The following is a 14067-nucleotide window of genomic DNA, read 5'->3' as shown; positions in this document are numbered from 1 at the left end:
TTCGTTAAAAATGGCTGAGCATCCATTATAGCATGCCGAGCCTTTAAATGACAGTAACGCCCAAACGGCCGAGCAAATCGCTCAACAGCGACATCGGGAGTCCTATGACATTGAAATAATCCCCTTCAATCCGTTCCACAATCGTGGCCCCAAGCCCTTGAATCGCATAGGAGCCGGCCTTGTCCTTCGGCTCACCCGTGCTTATGTATCTTCGGATCTGTTCTTCCGTCAACGGTTTCATATACACGTTCGTTCGCTGATGGGATACAAGCTGCTCTCCCGTAGCCAGGTCGATGCAGGCAACCCCGCTGAACACCTGGTGCGGTCGTCCTTGCAGTGATTGCAGCATGCGGAGAGAATCCTCCTCATCCGCCGGTTTGCCCAGCACTTCTCCGTCCAAAACGACAATCGTATCCGAGCCGATCACGATGCCTTGTCGAATGCTGTCCTTTTCCCTCTTACAACGTTCGTAGACCGCTTCCGCTTTGCGTCGGGACAATTGCTCGACAATTTGCTCCGGAGACAGACCCGGCTCCGTGTCCTCATTCACATCGCTTACGATAATTTCATGAGGCAAATGCAAAGACCGAATGAGCTCCTGCCGACGCGGCGAGGAGGATGCCAAAATTAACGTTTTTGTCGTCATAAAATGAAACCTCGTTTCGAATATTGTCGAATGATACCCGTTCTCTAGGGTTTATGTACAATCAAGCTCTACAGCTTCCGGTACAGCCAGAAGCCCGCCGCCAGCCCTGCAATGCTGATCAGGCTAAGACGGATATGCAAGGTCAAATCATACTTGATCACCAGCAGATCGGCCTTCGGCTCCCACGATAAATCCACTGTCTTGGTTAGGAAGGCTGCTCCCGGAACGGGGGCCAGCAATTGTCCAAGCAAGGTGCCGGCCACCAGACCGATAATCAGCAGGAAGAGAAGTGTAAAAGTATTCTTTTTCATGAATTAGGATACCTCTTTCTATGATGTTGCAAACGTCCCCGGCCATACGGTAGACGATTCTCTCATTTTAGCATATCGGCGGCGATGTTTGGGAGATTGTCTTGGACAATCTTACCTGCTTACAGGAGTCTTGCAAGCAAGTAAAATGAAACGGAAGGAGTGATGCCACACATGCGGAAATCATGGATGCTGAGCGCCTTGCTGTCGCTGAGCTTACTGACATCGCCCATGTCTGCGGACGCTGCGAAGATCGTAGTGGACGCCGGTCACGGGGGGTATGATCCGGGTGCGATTGGTGTGAACGGACTACAGGAAAAAACAGTAAATTACGATATATCAATGAAGCTGCGGGATCTGCTTGTCAGCCGGGGCTACGAGGTGGTCATGTCCCGCGATACGGATGTGTTTCTATCGCTTAAGGAACGGGTTGAATTCACGAATGCCCAGAACGCGGACCTGTTCGTGTCCATTCATGCGAATTCCTATCCCAGCTCGAATGTCCGCGGCACGATGGTGCTGTACTACGATGATGCTTATCCTCAAGAGAGTTACCCGGCCAGCGAGGAGATGAAACAGCTTACTCCTCAAAGCCGCGATGCCGCGCAGAAGGTGCTGGATGCGTTCGTCGAGTCCGTAGGGACGGAGAATCGCGGCTTGCTTCCAAGCGCCGTGTATGTTGTTCGTATGGGTACCATTCCCAGCATCCTGGTGGAGACGGCCTTCCTCTCCAATGCCTCCGATGCGGCGCTGCTGGCCACTCCGGAGGTACGTGACCAGATGGCGGAGGCGATTGCCAAGGGGATCGAGGCGTATTTGCCGCCCGATGATCCGAGCTATGTGTTCCCGGACACCAAGGGACATTGGGCCCGTGAAGCGATCCTGCGGCTGAAGGAGCAGGGTATCGTGGAAGGGGTCGGCAAGAAATACGAGCCGAACCGTGTGCTGACCCGCGCGGAATGGATGACGCTGCTGGGTCGGTTGTTCCCGCTGCCGGCCGGCTGCGGGACGGGCTCTTCGGCCGGCGCAACGGTAGCCGGCCAGGTGTACGGCGATGCCGCCTCGTGCAGCGCCGGAGCCTCCGCGTTCAAGGACGTGAACGCGGGGCATTGGGCCTTCGCCGCCTTGGACAAGGCGGTGAAGGCCGGCGTGCTGGAGGGCTACGCCGACGGCACGCTGCGACCCGACCGGCCCGTGACCCGGGCCGAGGTGGCCGCCATGCTCCAGCGGCTCGCGGGGGGTTCGGCTGCCGCGGGAGCGCAGCCGTTCGAGGATGTGCCGCGCGGGCACTGGGCGGCACAGGCTGTTGCCGGCCTGAAGGCGGCCGGCTGGGTCGACGGCGTAACCGCGACGCGGTTTATGCCGGAGAAGACCATGACGCGGGCCGAGGCCGCGGCGCTGCTCGACCGCTACGTTCAGAGCCGGAAGCAGGCCGGCGCGAAGTAGCGCCGCCGCAGCTTCATGAGCTGCTATTGTCACATGACGGAGTTCTAAAACCAAAAACCTCCAGGAACCAAGCCCTATAAGGCTCTGACTCCTGGAGGTTTTTTTGACTTACTGTACCGTGATGGATTTCAGCAGTTCCTTCTCCGCTACGATATACTGCATGAGCGAAGCTTGAGCTTGCCACATCATAGCATTCGACGGGTTCTTCTTGTACTCGTCTAACGAATTCACCGCCGTATTCAATGCGCTGTTCATCTTCGGCAGCGCGGTCTTTCCAGCCTCACCCAAGCCGTCGCTTACGGCTGAGACGGAACCGGACCATGCCTGATGCGCAGATTTAATGGATTGCAGGGCCTTCTCATCCAGAGGCGTCGGTTTAGCCTCGGTCGCATGTAGGAGCGTTTGGCCGAGAATCAGCTGCACCAGCTTATCCCCTTGGGACATGTAGTTTTGGAACACTTCCGTTTGCTTGCCGTTCCAACGGATTTTCGTCGCACCGGGGATCTCGTAGCTCTTTACGACGACCGGCACATCCTTTGTTTGCAGATGCGCGGTCAATCCTTTCGCTTCCTCTTTGTTCATCGCAACCCCTACATAGACCGGATATTTCTCCCCCGCTTCGCTAACGGCGTTTAAGCCCTTCTTCCGGAAGTCGGCCTGTGCGGTCTCCGCACTCTGCGCTGTGCTGAAGACGCCGCCCTGAAGCAGCGCATACGATTTGGCGGCCAAAATGACGCTCGCGGTAGCCGTCGAGCTTGACGCCGCAGCTACGGGCGCGGATGTCTGGGTTCCCGTTCCCTGCCCCGCCGCTGCCCCACCGGCCGCATCATTCGTCGTGCCCGCTCCTGCCGCCTTCGGATCCTTCTGCTGATTCACGACTACGCCGTCCAGCGGCTTCAGCGGATTTTGCCCTCCGTTCTCGGAGAACATGGAGAGCACGAAAAACCCAAAGGCCACTCCCGTCACGACCGCGCCGGCTACCGATGCCGTCACCTTCAGCCAAGAGCCGCCGGTACGTCTTGTATAAGGTGCCGGCTCCTCCGGCTCGTACCACCGGTGATCACGCAGCGGCTCATTCCCCAGAGGATGCTCACGGCGGTCCGTATGTGCGGGCTCTCGGGAGACGGCGCCCCCCGATTTGCGAATCATCTGCTCAATGCGCTGGGTTTCGGCATCGAACGAGCTTTGCCACCCGCCAAAATCACTCGTATATTGATTCAGCGTCTGTGCGTCGATAAAATCCCGATTCGCGGGCACAGAGCTTTTGTTCTCCGCATACTCAACTCGCTCTGCACGTTCTTCATGCACGTGATACTCCTCCACGTTGAGCGGAATAACCTTAGACTCCTGCGCCGTTTCCCTTCGCTTGTCCGGCTTGCCCTTCGGGTGATCGAATCGAAATGTCATCTTAGCGTTGTTCATTGCCTCAACTCTCCCTTGTCCGTTCTTGTGTTACTAGACTATGAGAGTTGTCCTACAAATAGAACTTCTCCCGGGAGAGAAAAAACAAAAAATGCCTTCCCCAGCAACCCCATGGGTTTGGCTGAAGAAGGCATTTCGACGCATATCAGTTGGGTGCGTTCCGTTCCTCCAACGCATGAGCAAGCCCATGCGCCGCTTTCCATATATCCCCGGCCCCCATGGTAATAACAAGGTCTCCGCTTTGCACATGACGAAGCAAATACGATTGAACCTCTTCCTTGGTCGGAATGTAGCTCACATTGGTGTTGCTGTTCTGCCGGATCAATTCGACCAGCTTCGCCGAGGTAATGCCCTCGATTTGCTTCTCTCCCGCCGGAGAGTAAATGTCCGTGATAATGACTTCATCCGCATCCGGGAACGCCCGGCTGAACTGCTCGAACAGGAAGTACGTCCGCGTATAGCGCTGAGGCTGGAACACGGCGATAATGCGCTTTCCTGTCGCCTTGGCCGCTTGAATGGTCGCTTCGATCTCCGTCGGATGGTGAGCGTAATCGTCGATGACCAGAATGTCATCCACCTCGCCAAGCACCTGAAAGCGGCGTTTGGCGCCGCGGAAATCCGTTATCGCATCCGCCACCTGCTGGAAGGTGAGTCCCGCTTCCATGCACGTGATCAAGGTAGCCATGGCATTATAAACATTGTGCCGGCCCGGCACCGACAATTGGATGGTACCCAGCGGCGTGCCGTTACGAACAACCTCGAAGGTAACCTTCCGGTCCCCCAGCTCAATATTACGGGCGATGACGTCGGCATCGGTATCGATTCCGTACGTTATCACTTCGCTTTTGATTTGAGGAATCATCTCCTGCAAAAACGCATCGTCCTTGCAGACAACGGCTTTGCCGTCTTCCTTAACCTGGCTTAAAAACTGAGCGTACGCTTTTTTCAAATTTTCAAAGCTTCCGTCATAGTTTTCCAGATGATCCGCTTCAATATTATTCACTAGAGCGATCAAAGGCTGATACTGCAGGAAGGAACCGTCGCTTTCATCGGCCTCCGCTACGACCCAATCACCTTTACCCGCTTTGGCATTGCTTCCGACATTCATAATTTCGCCGCCGATAATGAAGGTCGGGTCCGTCCCCGTTTTCTCCAGCACCAAGGCGATCATCGAGGATGTCGTAGTTTTCCCGTGCGCTCCCGCAACGGCGATTCCCTTCTTCGCATTCATCAGCCTGGCGAGCATCTGTGAACGGTGCAGAATCGGGATATTCAGCTCCTCCGCCGCGACCATCTCTACATTGTCCTTAGACAATGCGGTTGAATAAACGACCACGTCGGCTCCTTTCACATTTTGCGCCTCGTGTCCGATGAACACTTGCGCCCCCTTGGCGACCAGCTTTTCCGTCAGCTCCTGCTGCGCCAAATCGGATCCCGAAACTTGGTAGCCCATTTCCAGCATGACCTTGGCAATGGCACTCATGCCATAGCCGCCGATGCCGATAAAATGGATGTGCTCTGCTGTATTCACGCCGCTCTCACCAGCCTTTTTCAGAATCGGTTTGATGGTTGATCCAGGATCGAACATCCCCTATCAAATATAACGTGCCGGAAACGACAGCCAGGTCGTCCTGTGCCGTACGACGTTTCAGAAGCTCAAGCGCCGTTTTCCAGTCGGGTTCCACGATCACTTCCACGTCGGTGCGACCGATCTCCGCAAGCAGCGTCCTGGCCAGCCCGGCGAGTTCGGCAGCCTGTGCCTTCTTATGCCAATCCGGCTCGGTAAGGATAAGTGTATCCACTATTGGTAGTATATGCCGGAAATAGCCTGTATGATTCTTATTCCCCAGCATGCCCATCATAAAATGGAGTTTTGTGTAGGAAAACGTGTCCTTCAACGCGCCGGCCAGCACCTCGGCCCCTTCGGGATTATGAGCCCCGTCGATTAGGATGCGCGGCTCCCTCGACACCAGCTCCAGTCGCCCCGGCCAGAAAGCCTCTTTCATCGCCTTCTGCAAATCCTCATCTTCCACAATCAATGCGTAATACTGCCGTAGCACCTCGATGGTCATTAATGCTACGGAAGCGTTCTTCAGCTGATGCGCCCCATTCATGGAAATGCTTAATTCCGGTACATTCCGGAATGTTCCTTGGAACCGGAAGCGTTGATCGTTCTCTTGCGAACTCAGCGTCTCGAAATGGAATTCGCGTCCTAGGAGGTACAGCGTACTTTTCTTCGCCTTCGCCGTCTCCTCAATGACCCGAATGACTTCCGGCTGCTCCACAGCACTGACGACCGGCACGCCCGATTTAATAATGCCCGCCTTCTCCGCAGCAATCTGCTCCAAAGAATCTCCGAGCACATCCATGTGATCGTGACCGATATTAGTGATGACGGAGATGACCGGTGTTACGATATTCGTAGAGTCCAGACGTCCGCCCAGCCCGGTCTCCCAGACGACGTAATCAGGACACGCCTCACGGGCAAAATATTCAATGGCGATTACCGTCGAAATTTCAAACATGGACGGCTGACCAAGCTCGGTCGCGGCAACGGCATCGATAGCCGGCTTGATTTTGTTAATGGTAGCAAGCAAATCTTCATCCGAAATGTTCTCGCCGTTGATGCGGATACGCTCGTTATATTTCTCGATATACGGGGACGTGAACGTCCCCACATGATAACCGCACGTCTTCATAATCTCAGTCAAATATGCGCATACCGAGCCCTTCCCGTTCGTACCTGCTACATGAATGAATTTAAGCCTCCGTTCCGGATGCTCCAGCAGCTCCATGATACGCTCCATCCGCTTTAGCCCCGGCTTAATGCCTACTGTAGGAATAAAGCGAGTTACCCAATCAACGGCTTCCCTCGCCGATTCAAACTGACTCATGGCCGGTTCACCCTTTCAGCTCAGCGATCCGCGCGATGACCTTGTCGCGCTTGTCGGCATAGTCGGCCAGCTTCGCTTTTTCCTCTTCAATGACCTTGGCAGGCGCCTTAGCTACGAAGCCCGCATTCGCAAGCTTTTTCTCAATCCGCTCCACTTCTCCGTGAAGGGTTTGAAGCTCCTTCTCCAGCCGTGCCACCTCTTGTGAAATGTCGATCAAGCCGGCAAGCGGCAGGAACAATTCAGCACCTGTCACAATACCGGTCATTGCCTTTTCCGGCGAAGCGACGTTCGTGCCGATTTCCAGCAAAGAGGTGTTGCAGAAGCGCTGTACATAGTCCTCATTCCGCTTCAGGATGGCTTCGACATCCTCACCGGACGGCTTCACGAGCAGCTCGATCTTTTTGCTCATCGGTACATTCACTTCGGCACGGATGTTACGCACATTCCGAATAATGTCCATCAGCAGCTCCATCTCGCGAACCGCCTCAGGCGCTTCAAATGCCGACTCGTACACCGGCCACGATGCCAGTGTGATGGTTTCGCCATCATGCGGCAAATGCTGCCATATTTCCTCGGAAATAAACGGCATAAACGGGTGGATCAAGCGCTGCGTTCTGTCGAGAACATAAGCCAGTACAGATTTCGTAGTCTTCTTGGCCGCTTCGTCCGTACCGTACAAGCTAAGTTTGCTGAACTCGATATACCAGTCGCAAAGATCATCCCAGATGAAGTTGTAAAGTAAACGCCCTGTCTCGCCAAACTCATAAGAATCGATCAAACGGGTAACGTCTCGAACCGTTTCATTCAAGCGGTGCAAAATCCAGCGGTCCGCCGTGCCGAGCTGTCCGCTTAGATCGATATCCGATGCTTTGAAATCACCCAGATTCATCAGGGCAAAGCGGGAAGCGTTCCAAATTTTATTGGCAAAGTTTCTCGCCTGCTCAACCTTCTCCCAACGGAAGCGGAGATCCTGACCCGGAGTGGAGCCCGTCGATAGCATGAAACGCATTGCGTCCGCACCATACTTCTCGATAACATCGAACGGATCCACGCCATTCCCAAGAGATTTCGACATTTTGCGTCCTTCGCTGTCACGAACCAGACCATGAATCAGTGTATCCTTGAACGGAATTTGGTCTGTAAACTCCAGACCGCTGAAGATCATCCGGGATACCCAGAAGGGGATGATGTCATAACCGGTAACCAGAAGGCTTGTCGGGTAGAACCGCTTCAGATCTTCTGTTTCTTCAGGCCAGCCGAGTGTGGAAAACGGCCACAGCGCCGAGCTGAACCAGGTATCCAGCACATCCTCATCCTGGCGCAGATGGGTTCCGCCGCAATGGGAGCACGCTGTTGCGTCCTCACGGGAAACTGTCGTCTCTCCGCAATCCGAGCAATACCATGCCGGAATCCGATGACCCCACCAGAGCTGTCGGGAAATACACCAGTCACGTACATTTTCCATCCAATGCAGGTAAGTTCTCTCGAAACGCTCCGGTACGAAATTGACCCCGTTGCCGGACTTTTGAGCTTCTACCGCTCTTTCTGCGAGAGGCTTCATCTTTACGAACCATTGCGTCGATAAATACGGCTCAACGACAGCGCCGCTCCGCTCGCTATGGCCTACCTGATGCACGTGCTCCTCAATTTTGATCAGTACGCCGGATTCCTGCATATCGGCAACAATCTGCTTGCGGCAGACGAAGCGGTCCATCCCTTGGTATTTACCCGCATTCGCGTTCATTGTACCGGATTCGTCCATTACGAGCACCTGAGGCAGGTCGTGGCGCTTGCCCACCTCGAAATCGTTCGGGTCGTGCGCCGGCGTAATTTTGACCGCGCCGCTGCCGAACTCCTTCTCCACGTACTCGTCTCCGATAATCGGAATTTCCCGGCCGATAATCGGCAGCACCAGTGTTTTGCCGATCAGGTGCTTGTAGCGCTCATCCTCAGGATGCACAGCCACGGCCGTATCCCCCAGCATCGTCTCCGGACGCGTCGTAGCCACTACGATGAATTCATTGCTGTCCTTCACCGGGTACTTCAAATGGTAGAGGGCGCCCTGAACCTCTTTGTATTCGACCTCGATATCCGATAGCGCCGTCCGTGCCGCCGGATCCCAGTTGATTATATAGTTGCCGCGATAAATGAGGCCTTTCTCGTATTGACGGACAAATACCTCGCGAACGGCCTTCGACAGTCCCTCATCCAATGTAAACCGCTCACGCGAATAATCCAGCGAGAAGCCCATCTTCGCCCATTGGGCATGAATGGCATCCGCATAGTGCTCCTTCCATTCCCATACCTTTTCCAGAAATTTCTCGCGACCGAGGTCATATCGGGTTACGCCTTCCTCACGGAGCTTCTGTTCCACTCTCGTCTGCGTTGCGATTCCCGCGTGGTCCGAGCCAGGAAGCCACAAGGCATCGTATCCTTGCATCCGCTTGGTGCGAATCATAATGTCTTGAAGCGTACAATCCAGCGCATGTCCGATATGCAGCATCCCCGTTACGTTCGGCGGCGGAATAACAATCGTGTACGGCTTCGCATCCTTACGCTGGCCTGCCTTGAAGTATTCACCCTTCAACCAGTAATCGTACCATTTCTGCTCCGCTTCCTTCGGGTCATAGGTCGTGGGCATCGTCGTGCCAACGGTTGTTGTTTTTTCTTCCATTGCTAGCTACCTCCATACGAATCGTTCTAAAAAACAAAAAAAGCCTTCGCCGCAAAGGACGAAAGCTGATCTTCCGTGGTACCACCTTTATTCCGTACAATGAACTAACGCTACCCGCATTAGCGGTCATCCTACGGCACTTAAGCAGATAACGGCTGCAGCCGGCCTGATTCTAATCAGCATCATGCCATGCATGAATCTGAATTCGATAGGGCAACTCCGGGGCGACTTGGGCAGGTGCCTGATCCTGCGGAAACTCTCAGCGTAACATTTCCGCTCTCTGAAGGGGCAACGGCTTACTATTCCCTTTCGACGTTTTTAAGCAAATATTTCATTCTTGTAGATATGATAAACAACATTACCTGTAGAGTCAATATTCGTACACTGATATTATTGCCAAAAAAATCCCCGGCCAAGCCTGTTTTCGGCCAGCCGGGGATTTTTTTTACGATTTGGGTATGTAGACGATTTGTCCGGCGGACACCTCGCTGTCCCCTAAACGGTTAAACAGCGCGATCTCCCTCGGGTTAAGCTCATATCGTTTGGCAATCGTCTCCAGCGTATCATCCTTCTGAACGATATACATCCGTACGCGGCGGAACTCCTGATTTTCATTCATGGAGCTTAGGAGCAGCTTCTTCCATTCCACCTTCTCTACAGGCGCTTCAGGTGCGGCGACGGCGCTTTCCTGCTGGCGCGGCTCAAAATTGCCGCTTGTTGCTTTTTTCAGCAGCGTAGTGAGACCGAAGCTGCCGGAGGTTACAGGCGCTGAGGCAGGCACATCCAGCGGAACCGTGCCGTTCTTGCTGCCGAAGGCGATCTTCATCTCCTTCTTCTCATCCTGTGCAGGAGCAGCCGCAACCGTTATGGCCTCCTCCTCTTCCAGCTCCTCCGCCTCCGCGTCCACGTCGATGACATCGTCCGCTGCAATTTCTTCCGGTGCCTCCGCACCAACCGGTGCTTCCTCCTGCACGAATTCTTCGCGAACCTCGGCAGGTGTTGTCCAAGCGGAGAACGCCGATTCCTGCTCTCTGGCCGCAGGCTCCGCAGGAGCGACGATCTCCTGCTGAGGCTTCGCAGGGGCAGCCGCTTCGTGAATGAAAACGACCTCTTCTTCCTGCTCCCTCCATTCGCTCTCCTCGGGAGCCGACGCCAGCTCAACGCCATTCAGTGAAAGCACGCCGGTAATATTCAGGCTTCGGGATGACAACAGGTCTACATCGAAATTTTCGATTTCTACGGAAATATCCTCTACTCGCTGCACGCGGCTAAGCGGCAATGTAATTTCCACAGGAATCAAATGCTCCAGTGTTTGGTCACCGCGCTCCTGATCGTCCACGTAGGTGCCGGAAAGCAATAAATTGCCCCTTAGCAGAGCTTGTTCCCCCTGTGGTATCACCTGAATATGCGGTGTCAGCTCTACACCCTCCAGCTCACGAATAGGAGCTACACCTTCGTTCAATTGCACTCTCTCATAAATATCGAATCGCAAACCGCTTTGTCCGTTTGTCAAGCTGATATCCTCCCTCCATATAGCTACCTTTCTTGTGTAAAGAAAGAGCATGAGCGTCATCGTCTTTACAATCTATATGGCTTTAGAGGGAGGAGCATGACTACTATTTTTTCAAAAAGCGGTACAGCGCGTCAAAATCGGCGGGCCACGGAGCTTCCGTTTCCATAGGTTGTCCTGTCCAAGGATGCGGAAAGCTTAGCTTCTCCCCGTGCAGAGCCTGCCGTTCAAGTCCTTGCTTGCGTCCGCCGTAGAGCGTATCTCCAATCAGAGGATGACCCAAATGGCTCAGGTGTACCCGGATTTGATGCGTTCGGCCGGTTTCCAGCTTCAGCCGGACAAGACTGGCCCCCTGCAGCCGCTCCACGAGCTCATAGTGCGTCACTGCCGGATCTCCGGTCGTCGAGACGCGGCGCCGGGTGGCGTGATGCCGGTCTCTTCCGATCGGGGCATCGATCCTGCCTTTCGCCTGCCGGAGCTCGCCATGCACGATCGCAACATACCTACGGTCAATACGCTTCTCCCGCATCGCCGCATCCAGCTGAAGCTGTGCCCAATCGTACTTGGCAAAAAGCACCGGACCCGTCGTGTCCTCATCGAGCCGATGAATATGGCGCGGTCTGCAGGCTTCGCCGGCTGCCTGAACATGCCAACCGACCGCCTGGAGCAGCGTTCCTGTCTCCCCTTCCTTCGTCGGATGCACCTTCATCCCGGCTGGCTTGTCCACGACCAAACAAAAATCATCCTCATATAATATGTCTATCTCCGACCACTCGGGCATATATTGTAGCGGCTCTTCCGGAAACAAGCGAAGACGAACCCGCTTCCCCTTGAAGGAAAGACCTCCCGTCCGCTCCAGCTTGCGAAGATACGGACTCTGCACCGGAAGCATCGGCTCCAGTTCTTCTATAACATGGATCTCCTGATCCGCCGTCCACTCCAGCCATTCTCCTTTTCGCCGTCCGTTCCTCGTCATGTCTCATCACCTTGATCGGGCTTTCGGACCGTATACCAATAGGTCCCCCCCAGAATAAAGGCGAATACCGCAAAGAAGAGTCCCATAACCAGAATCAATTCCAACGTAACGCCATAAAAGCTATATCGTTCCAGCATTCTTCAGCCTCCGCTCTTCATTAGCTATTTCGTATTTTAGCAAAAAGGAGGAGTGCTCACAAAGCAATCGGTTTCATTCCCAAAAAGGGTACGACTTGCAAGAGGCCCCACTCTATTAAAATTAGACAAAATATGATAGAATCATGGGATAGGTTGATAGAGAAACTGTAATGTTCCGTACACTATACGATAGATATCTACAGGAGTGTGTTCCATTGAATACCGCCTTGCAAACCATACGCCAAATTTCGCAATGGAGCTGGCTGAAGCGAAGCCTGCTCGCCTTCACGATTCTCACCTTCCTCACCTCGAGCTTCCTGTTCTTGACCGGGCCGGGAAACTTCATCCGCCAGAAGCTGGCCGAGACCGTCATTTCGACACAGCACCGCAGCTGGGCCTGGATCTTCGTTGGAGCAGCCGAGCGCGATGAGATGGTCAAGCGGATGCAGGAATTTTACGAGACGGCCGCTGCCGAGAAGCAGAACTTCGGCATGATCAACATTAAGGACGACAACCGCAAGAAGCGTTCGATCGACGAGCTGATTAAGGTCGAAGACATCTCCGGCCAATTCTGGAAGGGTAAGAAGCTCACGGTTTACGATCCGAAGACGATTCGGGTCATGACCCCCGTGAAATCCGGCGAGGGGGAGAAAATTTCCGCCATGGTGAAACGTACCGGCGCCGTAGCCGGGGTTAACGGAGGCGGCTTCGATGATCCTGAAGGACTTGGCAACGGGTTTGCCGCTATCGGAGCGATTCTGTCCGGCGGAGAGATCGTCTTCATCGACCAGGACGGAAGCATCCCACAGCACATTGTCGGCTTTACTAAGGAAGGGCTGCTCGTTGTCGGTAAGTATGACATGTTCGAGCTGGAGAAGATGGGCGTAACCGATGCGGTGTCCTTCTGGCCGCGCTTAATCGCCAACGGCAAGCCGCAGATTACGAGCGGCGACGGCGGCTGGGGCCGCGGTCCTCGAACGGCTGTCGGACAAAAGGCGGACGGCACCGTTATTTTCCTCGTCATCGACGGTCGACAAGCTCATTCTGTCGGCGCTACGCTGAAAGAGATGCAGGACATATTTATGGAAGAGGGCGTCATTAATGCAGGGAATCTCGACGGTGGCGCATCCTCCGAGCTTGTGGTGGACGGCCAGCTGATCACTAAGCCATCCAGCCGCTATGGAGAGCGCAGACTTCCTTCCGCCTTCCTCGTCTATGATAACCCGGATGCCGTTAAGGCTCCACGGCCATGGGACGGTGTTGATAAGATCGATGCCGGCGGCTCGCACGATCATCCCGACTTCCTAAGGGAGCAAGCGGAGAAGAAAGCAAAGCAGCAGCAAAATCCAACTCCTGCAACGACACCTAAGCCAGAAACACCGAAGCAGGAGACGCCTAAACAGACGACACCGACGGAAACGGTCAAGCCGGCGACGGAAACGACAACCAAGCCGGCGACGACCCCAACGCCGACGCCGACAACAGGCACCGGCGAGCAGCCGAAACCGGCGACGGAGCCTGCTGCTGCAACACCGAGCACGACAACGCCACCGGTGAGCGGAGGGTCCGGAACCCCTGCAACCGGTACTGGAACCGGGGCAGTAACTCCTGCTCCGGCGACAGGAGGCAGTACCTCAGGAACAACCGCTCCGGCCCCCGCCACGGGGCCCACGAGCGGCACTGCTCCTAGTCAGACGCCAACCAAGCCCGCAACGGATACGGGAACGAAGCCGGCACCGACAACCTCGACACCGAGTACTACGGTACCGACAACAACCGGGCAGCAGCCTGCGCAGAGCAGTCCGGCCCCAACACCGACGCAGCAACCAACGTCAGCACCCGCTGCCGGTACGAAGACAACACCATAACAATTACATAGGATGCACTATGGAAGGGCGTATGATGACCTAAACCAACGGTTATCATATGCCCTTTTCACATGCGGGTTGGGATAGCACATTTCTGCAAATATGCAACTTTTTTACGATTTTGAATCATAAAATCAGAAGATTTCTGCGTAAATACAACTTTCCTACGCCAGTTTCCTTGTATAA

11 protein-coding genes are annotated in these 14067 nt (G+C 54.7%); 2 read left to right on the top strand and 9 right to left on the bottom strand.

Annotated elements, in window-relative coordinates; translation table 11 throughout:
• Positions 1 to 43 precede the first annotated feature (43 nt).
• A complete protein-coding gene (locus RAC89_RS18535) occupies positions 44 to 646 on the bottom strand; it encodes a Maf family protein (RefSeq protein ID WP_306615208.1) in 603 nt (200 codons plus the stop codon).
• Between the two features lie 68 nt (positions 647 to 714).
• Complete coding sequence (locus tag RAC89_RS18530) at positions 715 to 957, bottom strand: DUF4321 domain-containing protein (RefSeq protein ID WP_306615207.1); 243 nt, start codon at positions 955 to 957, stop codon at positions 715 to 717.
• 171 nt (positions 958 to 1128) lie between these two features.
• Between RAC89_RS18530 and RAC89_RS18525 the strand changes: the two genes are divergently transcribed.
• On the top strand, positions 1129 to 2400 hold the full coding sequence (locus RAC89_RS18525) for an N-acetylmuramoyl-L-alanine amidase (RefSeq protein ID WP_306615206.1): 1272 nt from the start codon (positions 1129 to 1131) through the stop codon (positions 2398 to 2400).
• A 108-nt stretch (positions 2401 to 2508) separates the two neighbouring features.
• Here the strand turns inward: RAC89_RS18525 and RAC89_RS18520 are convergent, their stop codons facing one another.
• The 7 genes from RAC89_RS18520 to RAC89_RS18490 all read right to left on the bottom strand — a co-directional run bounded on the left by RAC89_RS18520 (position 2509) and on the right by RAC89_RS18490 (position 12013).
• Positions 2509 to 3822 (bottom strand): SPOR domain-containing protein, encoded by a 1314-nt coding sequence (locus RAC89_RS18520; protein WP_306615205.1) that lies wholly within the window; start codon positions 3820 to 3822, stop codon positions 2509 to 2511.
• A gap of 145 nt (positions 3823 to 3967) precedes the next feature.
• A complete protein-coding gene (gene murC / locus RAC89_RS18515; protein ID WP_306615204.1) occupies positions 3968 to 5353 on the bottom strand; it encodes a UDP-N-acetylmuramate--L-alanine ligase in 1386 nt (461 codons plus the stop codon).
• Between the two features lie 7 nt (positions 5354 to 5360).
• Positions 5361 to 6716, bottom strand: coding sequence for a bifunctional folylpolyglutamate synthase/dihydrofolate synthase (locus tag RAC89_RS18510; RefSeq protein ID WP_306615203.1), 1356 nt, complete (start codon positions 6714 to 6716; stop codon positions 5361 to 5363).
• Between the two features lie 7 nt (positions 6717 to 6723).
• Positions 6724 to 9390 carry a valine--tRNA ligase gene (locus RAC89_RS18505; protein ID WP_306615202.1) on the bottom strand — a complete coding sequence of 889 codons (2667 nt, stop codon included), beginning with the start codon at positions 9388 to 9390 and terminating at the stop codon, positions 6724 to 6726.
• Between the two features lie 445 nt (positions 9391 to 9835).
• Complete coding sequence (locus RAC89_RS18500; RefSeq protein ID WP_306615201.1) at positions 9836 to 10903, bottom strand: LysM peptidoglycan-binding domain-containing protein; 1068 nt, start codon at positions 10901 to 10903, stop codon at positions 9836 to 9838.
• 103 nt (positions 10904 to 11006) lie between these two features.
• Positions 11007 to 11876, bottom strand: coding sequence for an RluA family pseudouridine synthase (locus tag RAC89_RS18495; protein ID WP_306615200.1), 870 nt, complete (start codon positions 11874 to 11876; stop codon positions 11007 to 11009).
• The gene (locus RAC89_RS18490) at positions 11873 to 12013 is read right to left on the bottom strand and encodes a hypothetical protein (protein WP_306615199.1); all 141 of its coding nucleotides are present in this window, start codon (positions 12011 to 12013) and stop codon (positions 11873 to 11875) included. The genes RAC89_RS18495 and RAC89_RS18490 overlap by 4 nt, the downstream gene beginning before the upstream one ends.
• A gap of 215 nt (positions 12014 to 12228) precedes the next feature.
• Here RAC89_RS18490 and RAC89_RS18485 point away from each other — a divergent pair, with 215 nt between their 5' ends.
• Positions 12229 to 13881, top strand: a complete 1653-nt coding sequence (locus RAC89_RS18485; protein WP_306615198.1) for a phosphodiester glycosidase family protein — start codon at positions 12229 to 12231, stop codon at positions 13879 to 13881.
• Positions 13882 to 14067 lie beyond the last annotated feature (186 nt).

Source organism: Paenibacillus sp. GD4 (assembly GCF_030846225.1).
In the GTDB taxonomy this organism is placed as follows: domain Bacteria; phylum Bacillota; class Bacilli; order Paenibacillales; family NBRC-103111; genus Paenibacillus_G; species Paenibacillus_G silviterrae.
The sequence above is the reverse complement of the archived record's forward strand: the minus strand, read 5'-3'. Positions and strand labels throughout refer to the sequence as shown.

Coding starts and splice junctions, on each gene's coding strand:
- RAC89_RS18535 (WP_306615208.1), bottom strand. CDS start 646: ATGACGACAAAAACGTTAATTTTGGCATCCTCCTCGCCGCGTCGGCAG.
- RAC89_RS18530 (WP_306615207.1), bottom strand. CDS start 957: ATGAAAAAGAATACTTTTACACTTCTCTTCCTGCTGATTATCGGTCTG.
- RAC89_RS18525 (WP_306615206.1), top strand. CDS start 1,129: ATGCGGAAATCATGGATGCTGAGCGCCTTGCTGTCGCTGAGCTTACTG.
- RAC89_RS18520 (WP_306615205.1), bottom strand. CDS start 3,822: ATGAACAACGCTAAGATGACATTTCGATTCGATCACCCGAAGGGCAAG.
- RAC89_RS18510 (WP_306615203.1), bottom strand. CDS start 6,716: ATGAGTCAGTTTGAATCGGCGAGGGAAGCCGTTGATTGGGTAACTCGC.
- RAC89_RS18505 (WP_306615202.1), bottom strand. CDS start 9,390: ATGGAAGAAAAAACAACAACCGTTGGCACGACGATGCCCACGACCTAT.
- RAC89_RS18495 (WP_306615200.1), bottom strand. CDS start 11,876: ATGACGAGGAACGGACGGCGAAAAGGAGAATGGCTGGAGTGGACGGCG.
- RAC89_RS18490 (WP_306615199.1), bottom strand. CDS start 12,013: ATGCTGGAACGATATAGCTTTTATGGCGTTACGTTGGAATTGATTCTG.